The organism is Verrucomicrobiota bacterium, assembly GCA_016871535.1.
In the GTDB taxonomy this organism is placed as follows: domain Bacteria; phylum Verrucomicrobiota; class Verrucomicrobiia; order Limisphaerales; family SIBE01; genus VHCZ01.
Genome location: VHCZ01000053.1, coordinates 1 through 17,028, shown reverse-complemented (window position 1 = coordinate 17,028; position 17,028 = coordinate 1). Strand labels below are relative to the sequence as shown.

The window sequence follows — 17,028 nt, the reverse complement described above, 5'->3', positions numbered from 1 at the left end:
CCGCCGACCAGTCCACGGACCTGGAAGCTTGCCGACGCCATGCCGATTACAACTCGGCGATACAGCAGATTGGAAATCTGCGCTATGGCCACCGACAACTTGCGGATGCAACGCTCGTGCTCCTAACTAATCCTAATCGTGTCTTTTGGGTTCTGCGCTCGGAACTGCGAAGTCATTTCCTCTCCGCCGCCTTCAGCAAGAAAATAAATTCAAAAAGGAGAAGCCCGAACCGTGTACTGAGAAATGGGCGAAGGATCGAAATGACGATCCCCAGCCGAACCGAAAACGATACTGGCCTTAAACCCAAGTCACGATAGCATCCGACCGGATTGCCACAGCGCCACCATTGCCAGCCCAGGTCAACCTATGCCCGGCGACTCAACTGGAATATCGAGGAGGAGCCCGATTTCCGCCGGTTCCTTAAACTTTCGGAAATCTCCGAGCCGACCAAAATCTTCGTCCTTGCGGATGAACACCCGGATTTCATCAACGACGGAAATTTCTTTGTGCATCCGGTGGACCGCTCCCATTGGCATGACGTGCCGGCTTCGCACCACGGCGGGGGCGGCGGGGTTTCGTTCGCCGACGGCAGCGCTATCGTCCGGCATTGGCGGTTTGGGCCCATGTTAACCAAAGTCAGCAACACCCCTCGGTACGTGACGGCCGTAGAACCCAAAGCCAACGACAAAGCCGGTTTGCGGTGGTTGATGGAAAGAACGTCGATCAGGAAATAAGTTCAGACCACCTCGTCTGCGTGACATGATCCCCATGCAGCCATTCGTGCACTTCGTGCGCCAGATTTTTGGCTTTCAGGAAGGCCACGCCAGGCTCAGGCACGATGAACTGGCCGTCGGGAAGACTCACGACGCGGCCACGTCGCGCCAGTTCATAGTAGGCTTGCACAGCCACTTCGCGCGATGGGAAGGAAATCCTGCGAATCGCATACATCGCACGATCGACGCGAGGGGTGAGTTGTCAAGGCGCTCAGGTCCGGTTGGGTGCGATCTAAAGTGCCGGTCAGCGACCCCGCTTGACTTCCCTCTCTCCCCGCGGGGAACGAGTAGGGAGAGAGCTGGAGAGAGGGGTTTCTTGGAAACAGGAGAAGCGAGCCAACGCACCTCCTCTCCCCGGCCCTCTCCTCCCTTCGGGAAGAGAGGGGGAAGACTCCGGCGAATTCCTCTTTCGTCCGGCGAAGCAGGACGCCTCTTGGCTCCAGATAGCCAGCACGGTTGATCAGGACTTCTCAGCCTACTCCGTTTGGTCGATTGGCCACAGAGGCCGCAAAGATCACAAAGAAAACGCGGCAAAGATTCCCATCCACCAAGTGAAGGCACCCAGCAATTCTCATTTTGGCCGCACGTAGTCCCGGCTTGAGCCGGCCCAGGCAGGAAGACTGCCAAAGAACCGGTTAAAACCGTGACTACGTGCGGGTCATTTTTCAACGCCAGAGCCAAAATGAGAATTGCTGGAAGGCACCAGTGGGAGCTTGCTGTTCTGTGTGATCTCTGTTCTTTGTGACTGCACTGTTTTTTTTCAAGATGAAGACTCCAACTTCCAGCGGTCTCGCCGGAGCCGTGCACAAAGCGGCGCAGATTTGCTGCTTTCTCACGATCGCCGTGCTCGCAATCAGTGTCCGCGTCCGGGCCCAGACCGACGTGCCCGCAAAGATTCTCCCCAACTCCACGCCTGCGCCCGGAGGCATAAAACTTTCCTGGCCGAGTTATCCCGGCAGGATGTACGACATCTGGACCACCAGCGATCTCACCCAGCCTTGGATCGCCACAAACCTTCCGTCCATTAAAGCGAGGTCCACTGTCGCGGAACTGACGGCAGGAACCGAACTGGACCAACGCTTTTATCGGATTCGTGAGCGGGCCGTTCCACCCGGCAACACTAACGCGATTACCGCCGCGGCGATCGCCGAGATGGAGAAGGTCATCGGTCTGACGTTCACTGCCAGCCAGCGCAGCCAGATGCTGCAATCGCTGAACAGTTCAGCCTACAGCAGCCGCCGGGCTTATGAAGCCATGCGCAAAGTCCAGTTGATGAACAGCGCTCCACCCGCGCTCGTGTTCGATCACCGCCCAACTGGATTCGTGATGCCTCGCGAACAGCGTCCGATCGTCTGGAGCTCGCCGCGGCTCGCCATAGCTCCCACCAATCCCGCCGACATTGCCTTCGCGTCGTTGCTTGATCTCGGCGAATGGATTCGGACGCGTCAGATCACTTCCACCGAGTTGACGCGGCTTTACCTGGATCGCCTCAAACGCCATGACCGGACGCTGCAGTGCGTCGTCACGCTGACGGAGGAACTCGCTCTCGCCCAGGCTGCTCGCGCCGATGCGGAAATCGCGGCGGGCAAATATCGCGGACCGCTGCATGGAATTCCTTACGGGCTGAAGGACCTTTTCTCAACCCGGACTTACCGCACGACCTGGGGTGCGGCGCCATTCCGCGATCAAGTGATCGATGAAGATGCGACCGTTGTGCGCAGGCTGGAAGAAGCCGGCGCCGTGCTGGTGGCCAAAACGACGCTGGGCGCGATTGCCGCCGGTGATGTCTGGTTTGGCGGCACGACGAAGAATCCCTGGAATACGAACGAAGGCAGCAGCGGTTCATCGGCCGGTTCGTCTGCCGCTGTGGCCGCCGGCTTGGTTGCATTCGGCATTGGTTCGGAAACGGTGGGTTCGATTGTCTCGCCGGCCACGCGCTGCCGTGTGACTGGTTTGCGCCCGACCTTCGGTCGCGTGAGCCGGGCGGGCGGGATGACCTTGAGCTGGTCGATGGACAAGGTCGGGCCGATTTGTCGGACGGTCGAGGATTGCGCGATGGTTTTCCAGGCCATCCACGGCTTGGATTCGAAGGACGCCTCCACCGTTGATGTGCCTTTCAACTACTCGGCGGAGCTGAATCCAAGCGACTCGCGGATCGGTTATCGTGGCAGCTTCGTGAGCGCCGCTATTCTCGAGCGTCTGGCTCGAATTACCGCTCGGACCAATCTGGTCAGCATCGGATTGCCGAACTCGCCGATCGACGCGATCTCCACAATTCTCGATGTTGAAGCCGCCACGGCCTTTGAGGAACTCACGCGCACCGGCGGCGACGTCTATCTTCCTGAATTTTGGGGGAACACATTCCGCGTGGCGCGCACCGTGCCCGCTGTCGAGTATCTCCAGGCGGACCGGCTGCGCCGGAAACTTGGTGAAGCCATGCACGAGTTGCTGAAGACGGTGGACCTTTACGTGACGTCCGGCGTGGATGACATAAACCTGACCGCCAACAATCTCACCGGCCATCCCTGCGTCGTAGTTCCGAACGGCAGCGGCACGAGCCTGACGTTTGTGGGTCAACTGTATGACGAAGCCCGGATTCTCGCTGTGGCAAAGGCCTACCAAGACGCCACGAACTTCCATACCAACCGGCCGGCGGCCTTCCTGAGATGATGCGCGCCCATGGATCTGAGAGGACTGCCGCACTCCAAGACGCCGGCGCGTGAGATCAGGCGCTTCTCAGTTCATGGCCGCAATCCCGGATTCTCGAACCGTGGAGTTCCTCATGAAGCTTCCTGAGGAGGGCAAGGGCCAATCCAATGAGCACAGCATTTCAAAGAATCTTTGCATTGCGATGCATCGACTTTGGCTCCCCCATTTGCGTTGAAATCCTGTCTTTACGTTTAGACGTCTAACGTAAAGTTGGCCTGCATGATTGATCGGCCCCATTGGATGGCCCGGTTGTACGCCGCCTGGAAGCAAACACCGGTCGTGTGGCTCTGCGGAGCGCGCCGGGCCGGCAAGACCGTCCTCGCCAAATCGCTGCCGGACGCGGAATACCTCAACTGCGATTTGCCGGCCGTGGCTGAACGCTTGCGGGACCCCGAGAGTTTTTGTCGCGCCGTGAGGGAGAGTAACCGGCTTGCTGCCTTGCCAAGTCCTGTGTGAACCATTAATTGTGACGCGATGAGCCTAGCCATCGACAAGGGTTCGGAGCCGGCAGCGGTCACCGTGCCGCCGTTGGAAGGGGGCGACGGGCTCACACGCGCAGAGTTTGAGCGGCGTTACCAGGCGATGCCCCACGTGAAGAAGGCGGAGCTGATCGAAGGAGTTGTCTATATGCCCTCACCCGCGAGGATCAAAAAACATGGCGTGCCCCAGAGTGGAATCGTTGGATGGCTGCTGTTTTATGCGGCGCATACGCCCGGTGTCGAAGTCGCCGACAACGCCACTGTTCGTCTCGATTTGGACAACGAGCCCCAGCCGGATGTCTTGCTGAGAATCCTTCCGGAAGCCGGCGGGCAAACGAGCGACAGCGCCGATGACTACGTCGAAGGCGCGCCCGAACTCGCCGCCGAAGTGGCCTCCAGCAGCGCCTCATACGATTTGCATCAGAAGAAGCACGCTTACCGTCGAAATAAGGTGCGCGAGTACTTGGTCTGGGTGACTGAGGAACCGCGTCTTCATTGGTGGGAACTGCGCAACGAACAATATCTGCCTCTGGAACCCGACGCCCAGGGCATCATCAAGAGCGGTGTCTTTCCGGGACTGTGGTTGGACGTCGCGGCGTTGCTGCGGAAGGATTTTGCGCGAGTCCTGGAGATCGTGGCTCAGGGAGTGGTCTCGGGTGAGCATAAGACATTTGTGGCTCAATTGGGCGAAGCGCTCAAACGGAAGTGACGAAGCAAAAGGGGGCTGGCGCAAATTCCACGAATTGTCGCGGATTTCCGAAAAGTTGGAGCGCTATTATCGGTACGGGGTCACAGCGGAGACAATCGCCGCGTACACCTCCTCAATCGATTTGCCGCCATTGACGGTAATGAGTCTTCCGGTTTGCTCGAAATGCTGGAGCAACGGCTCAATTCCTCTTTGGAAGACTTTGACCAGCGTGCTGATCACGCCGGGGTGGTCTTCATCGAGATGCCGGAGCCATTGCCCGGCGCATTTCTGCTTCGGACAATTCTTAAAAGGGGAGTAAACCGTGTGAAATTCCTCGCGGCACAGTTTGCAAACTCGCCGCCCCGATAAGCGCTGCACGACCACCTCGTCCGAAACATCGAGGTAAATGACCGCATCGAACTTTCGGCCCATCTCTCGAAATATCTCCTCCAAAAACGCCGCTTGGAAGGTGGTCCGGGGAAAGCCATCAAAGATGATCCCCTTGCCGGGCGTAGTGGTCCAAATCCATTCCTCAACCAGCCCGTTGACGATGTCATCCGGAACCAACTCTCCGCGCTGAACGTATTTGTCAGCGACGAGACCCAAAGGGGTGCGCAGTTTCATTCCATGACGAAAGGCATCTCCAGTGGAAAAGCTCACCAGATTAAAGTCACTGGCCAACCGGCCGGCCTGCGTTCCTTTTCCGGCGCCTTTGGCCCCCACAATCGATAGATTCATGCGTGCCGACAAAGCCTCGGTTCGGAAGTGTTCCGCAATCGAAATGATCCGAGTTGCATTTGATGCGGTCGCGCTTTGCTGGACGACAACCTACCGCACAGGATTTTTGAGAAGCAAGCTTTTTGTGCGTATCTATGAGTATTTCGCCCTATCGCGTGATCGGTTGGGAAATGCGGAGGTAAGCGAACAGGTCGCGGAGTTGCGTCTCGTTCAAATCGTCCAGCAAGCCTTCCGGCATCAAGCTTCGTCCCATCGGTTGAATGTCCTTGATCTCCGCGGCGCGCACCGGGATGTCTTCGCCTTCCAATCCACGCAGGACGGTCACCTGATTGTCGCGGTCGGCCAGGAAGCCGCTGAGGCTGCGGCCATCTTTCGTCTCGACGAGAAAGTATTGGTAGCCTTCGCGAATCTCGGCGTTCGGATTGGCGATGCTCGTGAGCAGGGTGCTGAGGTTGTCGCGCTGGTAATGGGTCAGGTCCGGCCCGACATTGCCGCCTTTGAAGAAGAGTTTGTGGCAGTTCCCGCACCGCTCCAGGAAGAGCGATTCGCCGGAATAAGGATTGCCCGTGCCGCGTTTGAGAATGCCTTCCACCGTCGCGATGCGCTTCTGAAATTCCGGCGCGACAGACGCAGCGTTGGGGAACAGCCGCGACAGACGATCGTTCACGAGTTGGTCGCGGTGCGCGCGCATTCGGTCCACCACGTCGCCCGGCACTGACGAAGGGGCAACGCGGCCGGACTGGACTAACTCAAGGAGATTCAAGCTCCATCGCGCGCGGCTGGCCAACAGCGCGAAGGCCGCGGTGCGCAGTTCGTCGGAAGACTTGGGCGCCCAGGCGGCGATCTCCGAACCGATGGAAGCGTCTTCGTAAGCACCGAGAGCTGCCAGCGCCGCTTTGCGCAGCGGATTCTGTTTCTCGTTAGCGGCGACGGAGAGGAGAACGGAGACCGCTCCATTCGGACGAACCTCTCCGAGCGCACGCGTGAACAGCAGACGATCTTCGAGTTTCGCCTTCGGATCGCCGACGATTCTGGACGCTTCCGCCACGGCCGCGGCATCGCCTCGGCGAACCCGGACGATCAAGGGTGACTGCCCGATCGCGTCGATGGCGGCCACCAATTCGTCCGGCAAACCCGCCATGGCGCGGCCTCGGTAGGCTTCTTCAAAGCCTTTCATCAGTTGCGCGGCATGGCGGGGAGCGGGAGCCAGCCGGAGCAATTGCGCGCAGGTGAGCAAATCCTGCCGGCGGCCTTCCAGGGCGTAGCGGCGCATCAAACGCGGGACGATATGCTCGAAGACCATCGGGCGATCCCAGAACTCTGCGGTTTTGAAAAGACCGAGAATTTTGTCGCGGCTGTTGGAGGCGTGCGCTTCCAGGACCCACCAACACATGAGCGGCTCGTAAGGGTCGTTCAAGTCTTCCTGGTGTTCGAGGAGCCTGGCAACCAGCAGGAGGGCCTGGCGCGCGGACAAACGCCGCGCCGTCGCGGCCAATTGTGAGCGGACTTCGGCGTCGGGCTCTTGTTGGGCTTGTTCGAGGATAGAAGTGAAGAGTTCGACAGGAAGTTCGCCGGAAGAAGATTGCCGCGAGGGCGCGGCAATCGACACGCGAGGGCGCGTGTGGTCCCCCGGCAAACCGAGTCCTGGATTCGTGCCCCAGATGTCTCCGGCGAGACGCGCGGCCCACATGCGGACCGGCGCGTAGGAATGTTTAAGCGCCACCGACGCTGTGGCCTGGTCCAAACCAACGGATTGGTGCAACCCCCAGAGCGCGCACAGAGCGGCCAGGCCCTTTTCCTCGGCGATGAGCCGTTTCAACTTCGCGGGCGCGGCCGGATCTTTCCGCTCGCCCAGCAACCGGACGGCGGTGTGGCGGTGCCATTTGTTCGGGTGCGCGAGCAACGCGATGAGTGGGTCGGTCGCTTTGTGCTCCAGGTTCGTGTCCCGTTCCAGCGGGCGATTCTTGCCGCGCAATCGGTAAATCCGTCCGGTCGTGCGGTCGATCTCATTCTGATAATGCTGGCCGTGGGCGATGTAATACTCGTAGAAGTCCGCAATATAGAGCGAACCGTCGGGCGCGTTCGCGATATAGACCGGGCGAAAGGCCACGTCGCTGCACGACAGGACCGAGGCTATGTCGGTGGTCTCAAACGAGGCGCCGAGCACGCGGCGTTCGCTGGCGATCACGTCGTTGTGCAACGGATCGAGCGAGAAGAACATCCCCGTGTATTTGAAAGGAAACGCCGTGCCTTCCGCCACGGCCGCAAAATGGGAGAATCGCGGAATCGTGGAATCGGATTTGATCATGGGCAATTGGCCGAACGTGTAAGGATTGCGCGGCGGGCCGAACTTCCCGGGATCGAATCCTTGTTTGAGGTAGAAGCCGCCTTGCACGTAGTGCCAGCCGCGCGTGGTTCCGCCGTTGTGTCCGGAGAAAATGCGACCTTGCGCATCGACTTCCAGGCCGAACGTGTTGCCCGATCCTTCGGCGAAAATCTCGTAAGCGCGCGTCTCCGGATGATACCGCCAGACCATGCAGCCCTCGAACGGCACGCCCGGCGCGTCCGGCGGATCAAGCCCGGGACGCGTGACGCGGCTCGATGTCGTGCTGCCTTGCGCGCCGTAAAGCCAGCCATCCATGCCCCACACCAGGCCGTTGGCGACCGAATGCGTGTCCTCGAAATTGAATCCCTGCAAATGAACCACGGGCGGGCCGTCGGGCACGTCATCGAAATCCTGGTCGGGATAGAACAGCAGATACGGCGTGTGCATCACCCAGACCCCGCCGCGCCCGCGCAAAGCCGCGTTGCCGAGATTCAGGCCGTCTTGAAAGACCTTGTGCTGGTCAAACTGGCCGTCGCCATCGCGATCCTCGTGGATGGAAATGATATCGCGGCCCCGGTCATGGTTCGGCGGAGCGGGAGGGACTCGGTCATAGTGAGCACGGTAATATTTGTCGCGGCTCAGCATCTTCAATCCGGCGGGGTAGGGATATTGCCGGTATTGGGTGACCCAAAGCCGTCCGCGCTCGTCGAAGCTGAGATAAACCGGTTGCGCGACGAGCGGTTCGTGCAGGAGTTGTTCGACCACGAAATCGTCGGCGGTTTTCATCTTCGCGAGCGATTCGGTTGGCGGCAAGCGGTCGCCGGTGACGACCTGGGCCGCCTCGCCCAGCGTGCGGTTCGATTCGCGAAATTTGTCGAATGCGGTGTCAGCCGGTTTGTTTGCGAGCGATCCCCCCAGCCAGTTGGTGCTGTCGCCCAGACGAAACTGCCACGGCCCTTCGAAGACGCTTTCCATGAAATAATCCATGATGAACGGCGCGTCGCCCAGGAAGCCGCCGGGACCGGAGGCGTTATAGACAAGGATGGCAATCTCGTTCCACTCGCCTTTGCGCAGCGTGCCCACGGGCACTTTGTGGCGATGAATCAGGCTCCGGCCGCTCTGGAAGTTCGGCGGGAATTGTCCGCCCGCGCCGATTCTCTTTCCGTTGACATAGACTTCGTGCGCGTCGGCGAGATCGCGGATGTTGATGGTCACGGATTCTTCGAACAGATTGCGTTCGTGCTTGGTGAAAAAGCTGTCGGAGGGCTTCAGCCACGTTCGATACCAGGCGAAACCGTCGTAGGTTCTCGCGGCGGGCGGCCCGTTGGTTTCCCAGGCGCCGGGGACAAGGATAGTCTGCCAGTCGGTTGAAGCCGGCTGCGCGATCGTCACGCTCTGGACAAACCCAAGGAAGCATGCGGCGAGGAAATCAGGGCGGAGCATAATCGCAAGATTGTGAAAGCACGGAGTGGTTATCAAGAAAGATCAAACTCTCGTCTAACAGGGGTAACGAGGCTCAAATCTCTTTTGAACTCAAAACCGCTCACTGCTGCCAGAGCAAAAAATGATGCGTCTTTGCCAAGAAAGGTACAGTCGAATTTAGCCCGCCTGACGCAATTTCCATTCACCAGTTCGCGGATTAACCTCTACTGAGAAACAACTGGGAGAACTGAATTATGACGACACTGCCAAAAACATTACTCATCCTCTCGGTCGCCGGATTTGCGGTTTCTCTAACGGGTCCGGGCGCGGAGTTCGCGTGCGGGGTTATCAAGCCGCTCAGCGCGATCAGTTTCATTGTCTTCTATATCACCCAACTCCTGGCGAAGGAAGTTGAAGCTTACGACCGAGAACAGCACGCCAAACTGGGCTGGATGCACGCCGGCGCGACAGTCACCGGCTCCGGCGCCGCCTCGACCAATGGCCGCCGCTCACCCTCTCTGGCGGGCGCTGGGGCTAAATAAATAGCAGTTGCCGCCTCAGTCAGTACTGCCGAAACTCGCCGCCGATTTTGGACGGCGGTGGCAGAGCGCAGCGCGACACCTCATTTGGGACCCTCGTAGCGCGGCCAAAGCGGTGTGGCGCTTCGCTTCCCGCCGCAGTCCAAGAGGTTTTGGCTGAGGCATCACCTCACCGGCTACTTTCTTCGCGACGCGGCTGGGAGGGAATTGCTACGCTCGCTCAGAGTCAGGGCGTTTTGAAAGCAGGGCAGGCATCTTGCCTGTATTTACAGCGTTGGTAGGGACGGATTCCACTCTGTCCCTGATTAATCCTTTGAGGCGTCTCTTGAAGGGAGAGACGGACAACGGAAAAACCGGGAGCCTCCGTTGGCCCATCGCCTCTTCCTGGGTGGCGGTCTGCCTGAAGGCTTGATCGGGGACGGAGTGGAATCCGTCCCTACCACGCTATCCACGTATGAAGCCTGCCCTACCGTGAAAATAACATGGGCGATCTGAGCGAGTTCTCGTTGCCGGTCCAGCTTTTCCTTCGGGCTTATCCGTGGCGCCGAATTAATCCAGTGCCCTGGACGCCGCTCGGGAAGCCGCTGGACCAGTGCCGGCTCGCGCTGGTTTCCAGCGCGGGCTTTGTGTTGCCGGATCAACCGCCATTCGACGGCGCGATCAAAGGAGGCGATCCAAGTTTTCGGGAAATCCCGGGCAACATTGAGATCAAAACTCTCCTCGACACCCATCGCAGCGAATCCTTCGATCACTCCGGATTGCGCGACGATCCAAATCTGGCTTTTCCGCTGGATCGCGTGCGCGAGCTCGCGTCCTCCGGCCGGATCGGCTCTGTGAATCGGCGGCACATTTCGTTCATGGGTTCCCTCACCGCGCCCGGGCGATTCATGCGGGACGCCGCGCCGTCGATAGCGCGTTTGTTGAAGGAAGACGCGGTGGATATCGCGCTGCTGGTGCCGGTCTGACCGATGTGCAATCAGGCCGTGTGCCTGGTGGCAGGGGAGTTGGAACGGCAGGGGATCGCGACCATCGCGATCCCGCTTCTTCGTTTCGTTGCGGAAAAAGTGCGGCCGCCGCGCGGCTTGTGTGTGCCCTTTCGCCACGGCTATCCGCTGGACGCACCCAATGCTCCCCAACGCCAGCACGCCGTGATCGAAGCGGCGCTGCGGCTTCTGGAAGACGCCGCTTTGAAGCCACCGGCCCTGGTGGACTTCAAACCGAGTTAGTCCCATTTCAAATTTGAAACCTGAGACTTGAAATCCGAAGCGAAGCTCCAAAGCTTCCAGCCTCTTGTCGCCTCGCGAACTTCTGTTAGGCTTTCCTCGTGAGTTTTGTCGCTGAATTCGATCGGTTGGAGTTGCCGGCGCTGGTGGAACGGTCCCGAACCGCTGGAATCGCGGCCGTGCGCGCGAGTCTGGAATCGGCCAATCCGTCGCTGCCGGACTTTGCCCATTTGATTTCTCGGGCTGCGTCGGAGCTGCTGGAACCGCTTTGCCAGCGTTCGCAACAGTTGACCCAGCAGCGTTTCGGCCGCGTGATTCGTTTTTTCGCGCCGCTTTACCTTTCCAACGAGTGCATCAACAACTGCAAATATTGCGGATTTTCGCGGGACAATCCGATCCTTCGGGTCACTTTGTCCGTCGAAGACGTGTTGCGCGAGGCGCAGTCGCTGAAGGAACAGGGTTTCCGGAATATTCTGCTCGTAGCCGGTGAGCATCCCAAATTTGTGTCCCGAAGCTATCTGGCGGATTGCGTGCGCGTGCTGCACGGGGAGTTTCCGAGCGTGTCGCTGGAGGTCGGCCCGATGGAAACGGAGGATTACGCGCCTCTCGCGGCGGCGGGCGCCGAGGGATTGGTGGTCTATCAGGAAACTTACGATCGCGCCGTGTACGCCGCGATGCACACGGCCGGGCCGAAACGGGATTTCAATTGGCGGCTGGAAACGCCGGAACGCGCCTACCGGGCAGGCTTTCGACGCCTGGGGATTGGCGCCCTCTTCGGATTGGGCGACTGGCGTTGGGAAGCGCTCGGCGTGGCGGCGCATGCGCAGTATTTGCTGCGCCACTGCTGGAAAGCGCAACTCACCATCTCCGTGCCGCGCTTGCGTCCCCATGCCGGCGAATTCGAGCCGCTCACGCGCATCAGCGACCGCGAGCTGGTCCAGCTTGTGTGCGCGTTCCGGCTGATGTTTCCGGACGTGGGACTGGTGCTTTCGACCCGCGAATCGGCCCGGCTGCGCGATGGCTTGATTCCATTGGGGATTACTCTGATCAGCGCCGGAAGCCACACCGAGCCCGGCGGCTACACCGGCGCGGGCCAGGAGAAAATTCATCGCACCGAACGGGGGCGCATTGTGGCGCTGGCGGCGAACGCGAGCGAATGGGCCGCTGCCAACGGCCAGGCCCCGCGCGCCACGGGCCAGTTTGACATTTCCGATTCGCGCCCGCCTCGTGAGGTGGCCGAACTGGTCCGCCGCCTGGGCTACGAACCGGTGTGGAAAGACTGGGATGCCGCGCTGACCGCGGCTTGAGTAAGTTCAGAATACCATGCCCTCGACCCATGAACCCGGTAGGGCGAGTCCGTCCCGGCGAGCCACTCGACGCGCTTGGAACACGTCCGTCTCGGCTCGCTGGGGACAGGCTCGCCCTACCGTCAGGTTAATGAGAGGCCTGCTTTTGCTCCTGTGACCACCGCGGCATGACTTCCAATTGCGTGATCGCCAACGGCCGGGAGGTGGCGGCTCAGTTGCCCTGCACGATCGAAGCCTTCTTGCTTGCCCAGAATCTTTTGCCGCGCAGCGTCGTCGTGGAACACAACGGCGAAGCGGTCGCTCCGTCGGAATTCCCAACGCGCCAATTGTCCGCAGGCGACCGGCTGGAGATCGTCAAGGTTGTCGCCGGAGGGTGACCCGCAGATGATTCAGGAATCGAGTCAAAGGAGCACGGGCAGCTTGCCCGTGAGTTTTTCAAAATCTTGCCGTGCCACCGCGCGAGCAAGCTGCCCGCGCTCCTTCTTGAATCAGCCGTCGAGGGTGACTCGCCTCATTTGAAGTGTTGTTGCTTAATTCGGCGGATGCGGTTAAGAACACGCTGCACCTCGGGCCAGGCTGTTCCGAAAGCCGGATGACAGCTTGAGAAGAAAGCGAAATGAAGAAAATTCTGCTGATTGACGATGATCCGGTTTTTCGGAGCACGCTGACCCGTTTGCTGAGTGGCCGAGGCTGGAGTGTTATCGAGGCCGAAGACGGCGAGAAAGGTTTGAAGCTCGCCGCCGAACAATTGCCCGCCGTCGTCGTATGCGACTTGCGGATGCCTGGCTGCAATGGCTTTCAGGTGATTCGGTTTATCCAGGGACATCGCGGCGGGCTTGCCTCCACGAAAATCATCGTTACGACCGCCAATTCCTACGCGTCGGACCGCCAGAACGCCCTAGAAGCCGGCGCCAGCGCCGTCCTGGTCAAACCGATCATCGCGTCGGAACTGTTCAAGATTCTGGATGGCATGGCGCAAAATGAGCAAACCGAGTCCTCCCCGGAGGCCCAGCCGAGCGCTTCGAGCGCGCAGAAGACCAAAATCAAGTTCTGGGGAGTGCGCGGTTCCTTGCCAACGCCGGGGCCGAGCACGGTGCATTACGGGGGAAACACTTCCTGCATCGAAGTGCGCGCTGACGGCCAGATCATTATTCTGGACGCCGGCACCGGCATTCGCCCGCTGGGCATGCAACTCGCGTCGGAATTCAAGGACAAGTCCCTGGAATTGACGCTCCTCATGACGCACACGCACTGGGACCATATCCAGGGCTTCCCGTTCTTCGCCCCCGCTTATGACCCGAAAAACGTGGTCCGAGTTCTCTCGTATGAAGGCGCTCGCCGAGGATTGGAGGCGACGCTTTCCATCCAGATGGAAAGCCCTTATTTCCCGATCAGCATGCAGCAAATGCCGGGCAACATCACCATCCAGGAACTCAAGGGCCTCTCCTTCAAAATCGGGAATGTGAAAGTCGAAGCCGCCTTCGCCAATCATCCCGGCGTTTGCGTCGGCTACCGGCTGTTCACCAGCCACGGGTCCCTCACGTACCTGCCCGATAACGAACTGTTCGGGCGGTTGAAAAGCCAGTCTGCCGGCACGCCGGTCGACAGCGTCGCGGATGCGCAAAAATTCGCCCGAAACCAGGATCGGAAGCTTTTGGAATTCATCAAAGCGTCCGACGTCACGATCATGGATTCGCAATACGATGATGTGGAGTACGCGCGGCACGTTGGGTGGGGGCATAGTTGCGCTTACGATTCGGTGGCGCTCGCCGTCGAAGCCGGCGTAAAGAATTTTTTCCTGTTCCATCACGATCCCAGCCACAGCGACGAGAAAATCTCGGAAATGCTCGCCAAATCGCGCGAGGTCGCGGCCCGGCTCGGCGGCCAGACGAAGGTCGAAGCCGCGCGCGAAGGGTTCGAGATCGAGTTGGGTGTTTAGAGCCTGTCTGACACCCTCTAAGCATTTTTAATCGCTTTGCCTACCCAGAATTGGGGGTTGTCCCGATTGTTCCCTCCAAGGATTGCGTCTAGAGTGCTGGCCATGGAAAAATCTCTCGCACAATTGATCGCGCGCGATGCGTCCGAGCAGGACTCGGAATTCACTGTCGTCATCGTGTACCAGGACTTTCATTGCGGGTTGCGCGCCGCGCAGCTTTACGAACGCATCACCAAACAATTCGTCCAGGACTGCCGCTTTCAGCTTCACCTCTGGAAATCGGACATCCTGACGCTCCCGGCGATGGTCCAATCCTCGTCCGAGATCGCCGCCGCGGCGGATCTGGTGATCTTTTCGCTGGATGCGGCGAGCGAGATTTCCTCCCGATTAAAGAGCTGGATCGAGAAGTGGGTTGAAGGCAGAAGCGAGCGGGATGCGGCGTTGGTCGCGTTGTTCAGCCATGTCGGCGAGCCGGTGAGCGGACTGGCGGCGGCGCGCGCTTATCTCAACGACGTGGCCCGACGCCGAAAGATGCAATTCATAACCGATCCCGGAGAAGCGCGCCAGGATCTGGCCGTGCCGTTGCTCGATCCGGCTCCCGCTCCGACCGCTACGCCCGCGTCGTTGCCCGAACAAACCGGGCACCAACGGGATGCCTACGCGCACTGGGGTCTAAACGAGTAGAATCACGCCGATCAAATCAGAACTTCCTCCACGCTCCTTCGAGGCGTGGGCCTCACGTCAGAGCCGTAACCCAGCCGCAAGATCAACTGGGGAAAGCCAGGCCGGCCAATAATGTGCGGCAACTGGAGCCGGGTCACAGGTAACTCAATCGGTTGGTTCAGAAAGGATGCCCAGACTTCTGCGGCGCGCGCCCGCAACAAGACCCGCGCCAGAGCCTGTCCTGCCGCAAGCCAGTCCTGCGGTTCGTCCTCATCCGTCCCCAGCACGGCAAGCACGGGCGAGTGGGCGGCGATGTCCCGGTCCTTCGCGGCCTGCCCTTCCCCCAGGTTGAACGTTCGCAACGCCACCGGGCCGTCGGCGGACAGAAGATCCGTCAGACTCAGCGCAAATCCCGGGATGCCGTCATGGCTGGCGCTTTGCGGCGGGCGCAACCACGCGGCAAGTTCCCGTCGAAAGTGTTTGTTGGCCCACTGCCTCCGATCGGCGACGGCGATCAGATCCGCCAGTCCGTAACGGGTTTCGGGGGATCGCAGCGCATAAAACCACGCGCCTTCCTCTGCCGCACATCGCTCCAGGGCGTCGATCAAATCACCGGGCACGGGATCGTCGCTGAACGCCTGTCGATTGGTCCGCCGTTTCAACACCGCATGGAACATCGCGTTATCTCCAGCCGAGCCTTCGCCTTTCAGTCCCACGCGGATTCGCGCCAACAAATCGCGGTCTTCGGAATCCGGCAGAATCTCCACCGTTCCCAGGTAAGCGAAATGCCGCAACGCAACCTTCAAGTGCCCCAGCGCCGCGCCGCAACTGATGATCAACTCGCGATCATCGGGATCGACCACGCGCAGCGAGCGCGTCCGGTCCGCATACAATTCCACGACGTTGGTGTGGACCCGAAACAACCAGGGCTGCGAATTGTGGCTGGACGGCGCGAGCACGGCATAGCGCAACAGAAACTCCAATTTCTCCGCGCAGGTGCCGGTATGAGGGAAATCGTCCGCCGAAACGTTCCAGGGATCGAACTTCGCTTCGCTGCTCATGCCAGGCTCCGTTTCCTGAAGGACTGACGCCGCGCGCGTCGCTGCGGTTCACGACACTCGGAATTTGACTTCGTCCACACCAAACGGTCGTGCGTCACGCTTTCGCCCGCTCAACGTTCGTTGCCAAAGACTGCGCGGAATTCGTCTCCTCGGAGAAACGGAGCTTCTCTTGCTCAATTCTCGAGCTCGGCCCGCGGCACGCTGAAAAGCCGGCTCGAGGGTCCCAAGTCTTCCGGGAGGAAATAGACCGTCTGTTCCAGAACCGCCATCCCTTCCTGGCCAAGTTCAACGCGGTGCCGGACGGGCAATGCGACTGACTTCTGTCGGAATTCGGATTCCAGGAAGCCGCCAAACGTGATCCACCGGCTTTGCGGCGGCTCGGCCGTGCCTCCCGGCGTGCGGAACAGGCCCGAGGCAAAAAGATGGTCGCCCTGGAACTTCCAGTCCTGCACGGCCAATCCGGCTCGCCCATCAGTCCCGCTGACAACTCCCAGTCCGCGTTCGGTGAGCGCGGAACCTTTCAGCGTGCGTTGCAGGCGTCCGTGGAAATCCCAGACGTAAACCGCCTCGGTGTCCCAGTTAGCGCCAAGGACCAATTTGTGTTCCGGGTCCACGGCCACCGCTCCGATGTGATCGTTCACCTCGAACTGGAAATCTGGCTCCAGCGCCTGGCCCGGGATCAGTCGGACAATTGGAAAAGCGCGAATCACGCTGCGCCCTTGCCGCTTGCTCTCCGCCAGTGGAATCCACAGGCGCGTCCCGTCCGACTGCATGCCGCCCGGATGATCGAGGGTCGTCACCATGCCGCGGGGATCGACGGGAGTGATGTCCCAGACATCCCAGTCGGCGCGTGCGGCGTCAGTTCGGAGCAGCAGGGCTCGCTTCGGCAAGACGTCGTCGCGCCGTGCGGTCACGTAAAACTTGGCGCCGAGAACTTCGAGGCCTTGAGTGTGCGCCCGTGCGGGCTGGCCGTTCACCACCAGGGGTGGGAGTTTGATTTCCCGGATCGGCAAATCCTCGGCCCACGACGGATGGGCGTGCAAAACCAGCATCGCGCAAGCGGCGAAGAACGGGTGTTTCCAGGGAACGGTCGTGGACGTCGTGAGCCTCATGGAACTTGGTGGCGAGAGCCGGAATTGAACCGGCGACACAAGGATTTTCAGT

The 17,028-nt window shown here is 60.1% G+C and carries 16 protein-coding genes; 11 read left to right on the top strand and 5 right to left on the bottom strand.

Translation table 11 applies throughout. The annotated features are described in order from the left end of the window. Nucleotides 1-329: 329 nt before the first annotated feature. Nucleotides 330-734, top strand: a complete 405-nt coding sequence (locus FJ398_09555; protein ID MBM3838196.1) for a hypothetical protein — start codon at nt 330-332, stop codon at nt 732-734. Here FJ398_09555 and FJ398_09550 read toward each other — a convergent pair. Next, nucleotides 724-948 carry a hypothetical protein gene (locus tag FJ398_09550; protein MBM3838195.1) on the bottom strand — a complete coding sequence of 75 codons (225 nt, stop codon included), beginning with the start codon at nt 946-948 and terminating at the stop codon, nt 724-726. The genes FJ398_09555 and FJ398_09550 overlap by 11 nt on opposite strands. A gap of 590 nt (nt 949-1,538) precedes the next feature. On the opposite strand from FJ398_09550, the gene FJ398_09545 reads away from it, so the two are divergent. The 3 genes from FJ398_09545 to FJ398_09535 all read left to right on the top strand — a co-directional run bounded on the left by FJ398_09545 (nt 1,539) and on the right by FJ398_09535 (nt 4,670). Beyond that, a complete protein-coding gene (locus FJ398_09545) occupies nt 1,539-3,443 on the top strand; it encodes an amidase (protein MBM3838194.1) in 1,905 nt (634 codons plus the stop codon). A gap of 258 nt (nt 3,444-3,701) precedes the next feature. After that, nucleotides 3,702-3,938: an ATP-binding protein gene (locus FJ398_09540; protein ID MBM3838193.1), complete on the top strand. Its 237-nt coding sequence runs from the start codon at nt 3,702-3,704 to the stop codon at nt 3,936-3,938. Nucleotides 3,939-3,956: 18 nt separating this feature from the next. Next, on the top strand, nt 3,957-4,670 hold the full coding sequence (locus tag FJ398_09535) for a Uma2 family endonuclease (protein ID MBM3838192.1): 714 nt from the start codon (nt 3,957-3,959) through the stop codon (nt 4,668-4,670). 66 nt (nt 4,671-4,736) lie between these two features. Here the strand turns inward: FJ398_09535 and FJ398_09530 are convergent, their stop codons facing one another. Beyond that, nucleotides 4,737-5,387, bottom strand: coding sequence for a nucleoside monophosphate kinase (locus FJ398_09530; GenBank protein MBM3838191.1), 651 nt, complete (start codon nt 5,385-5,387; stop codon nt 4,737-4,739). A 148-nt stretch (nt 5,388-5,535) separates the two neighbouring features. Then, nucleotides 5,536-9,156: a dehydrogenase gene (locus tag FJ398_09525; GenBank protein MBM3838190.1), complete on the bottom strand. Its 3,621-nt coding sequence runs from the start codon at nt 9,154-9,156 to the stop codon at nt 5,536-5,538. Nucleotides 9,157-9,389: 233 nt separating this feature from the next. Here FJ398_09525 and FJ398_09520 point away from each other — a divergent pair, with 233 nt between their 5' ends. From FJ398_09520 to FJ398_09490, 7 genes are all read left to right on the top strand, one after another. After that, nucleotides 9,390-9,677, top strand: a complete 288-nt coding sequence (locus tag FJ398_09520) for a hypothetical protein (protein ID MBM3838189.1) — start codon at nt 9,390-9,392, stop codon at nt 9,675-9,677. A gap of 479 nt (nt 9,678-10,156) precedes the next feature. Next, on the top strand, nt 10,157-10,639 hold the full coding sequence (locus tag FJ398_09515; protein MBM3838188.1) for a hypothetical protein: 483 nt from the start codon (nt 10,157-10,159) through the stop codon (nt 10,637-10,639). A gap of 3 nt (nt 10,640-10,642) precedes the next feature. Next, nucleotides 10,643-10,900, top strand: a complete 258-nt coding sequence (locus tag FJ398_09510) for a hypothetical protein (protein MBM3838187.1) — start codon at nt 10,643-10,645, stop codon at nt 10,898-10,900. 98 nt (nt 10,901-10,998) lie between these two features. Then, a complete protein-coding gene (gene thiH / locus FJ398_09505; GenBank protein MBM3838186.1) occupies nt 10,999-12,204 on the top strand; it encodes a 2-iminoacetate synthase ThiH in 1,206 nt (401 codons plus the stop codon). A gap of 167 nt (nt 12,205-12,371) precedes the next feature. After that, nucleotides 12,372-12,581 (top strand): sulfur carrier protein ThiS, encoded by a 210-nt coding sequence (gene thiS, locus FJ398_09500; GenBank protein ID MBM3838185.1) that lies wholly within the window; start codon nt 12,372-12,374, stop codon nt 12,579-12,581. Between the two features lie 239 nt (nt 12,582-12,820). Next, the gene (locus FJ398_09495) at nt 12,821-14,143 is read left to right on the top strand and encodes a response regulator (GenBank protein ID MBM3838184.1); all 1,323 of its coding nucleotides are present in this window, start codon (nt 12,821-12,823) and stop codon (nt 14,141-14,143) included. A gap of 102 nt (nt 14,144-14,245) precedes the next feature. Beyond that, on the top strand, nt 14,246-14,824 hold the full coding sequence (locus FJ398_09490; GenBank protein MBM3838183.1) for a hypothetical protein: 579 nt from the start codon (nt 14,246-14,248) through the stop codon (nt 14,822-14,824). Nucleotides 14,825-14,835: 11 nt separating this feature from the next. Here the strand turns inward: FJ398_09490 and FJ398_09485 are convergent, their stop codons facing one another. Both FJ398_09485 and FJ398_09480 read right to left on the bottom strand, forming a co-directional pair. After that, a complete protein-coding gene (locus FJ398_09485; GenBank protein ID MBM3838182.1) occupies nt 14,836-15,864 on the bottom strand; it encodes a nitroreductase in 1,029 nt (342 codons plus the stop codon). Between the two features lie 173 nt (nt 15,865-16,037). Beyond that, a complete protein-coding gene (locus tag FJ398_09480; GenBank protein ID MBM3838181.1) occupies nt 16,038-16,976 on the bottom strand; it encodes a hypothetical protein in 939 nt (312 codons plus the stop codon). Nucleotides 16,977-17,028: the final 52 nt, after the last annotated feature.

Excerpts from the sequence above, each read along its gene's own strand:
- FJ398_09550 (MBM3838195.1), bottom strand. The coding sequence starts at position 948 with ATGTATGCGATTCGCAGGATTTCCTTCCCATCGCGCGAAGTGGCTGTG.
- FJ398_09545 (MBM3838194.1), top strand. The coding sequence starts at position 1,539 with ATGAAGACTCCAACTTCCAGCGGTCTCGCCGGAGCCGTGCACAAAGCG.
- FJ398_09540 (MBM3838193.1), top strand. The coding sequence starts at position 3,702 with ATGATTGATCGGCCCCATTGGATGGCCCGGTTGTACGCCGCCTGGAAG.
- FJ398_09535 (MBM3838192.1), top strand. The coding sequence starts at position 3,957 with ATGAGCCTAGCCATCGACAAGGGTTCGGAGCCGGCAGCGGTCACCGTG.
- FJ398_09530 (MBM3838191.1), bottom strand. The coding sequence starts at position 5,387 with ATGAATCTATCGATTGTGGGGGCCAAAGGCGCCGGAAAAGGAACGCAG.
- FJ398_09525 (MBM3838190.1), bottom strand. The coding sequence starts at position 9,156 with ATGCTCCGCCCTGATTTCCTCGCCGCATGCTTCCTTGGGTTTGTCCAG.
- FJ398_09520 (MBM3838189.1), top strand. The coding sequence starts at position 9,390 with ATGACGACACTGCCAAAAACATTACTCATCCTCTCGGTCGCCGGATTT.
- FJ398_09515 (MBM3838188.1), top strand. The coding sequence starts at position 10,157 with ATGGGCGATCTGAGCGAGTTCTCGTTGCCGGTCCAGCTTTTCCTTCGG.
- FJ398_09510 (MBM3838187.1), top strand. The coding sequence starts at position 10,643 with ATGTGCAATCAGGCCGTGTGCCTGGTGGCAGGGGAGTTGGAACGGCAG.
- thiS (MBM3838185.1), top strand. The coding sequence starts at position 12,372 with ATGACTTCCAATTGCGTGATCGCCAACGGCCGGGAGGTGGCGGCTCAG.
- FJ398_09495 (MBM3838184.1), top strand. The coding sequence starts at position 12,821 with ATGAAGAAAATTCTGCTGATTGACGATGATCCGGTTTTTCGGAGCACG.
- FJ398_09490 (MBM3838183.1), top strand. The coding sequence starts at position 14,246 with ATGGAAAAATCTCTCGCACAATTGATCGCGCGCGATGCGTCCGAGCAG.
- FJ398_09485 (MBM3838182.1), bottom strand. The coding sequence starts at position 15,864 with ATGAGCAGCGAAGCGAAGTTCGATCCCTGGAACGTTTCGGCGGACGAT.
- FJ398_09480 (MBM3838181.1), bottom strand. The coding sequence starts at position 16,976 with ATGAGGCTCACGACGTCCACGACCGTTCCCTGGAAACACCCGTTCTTC.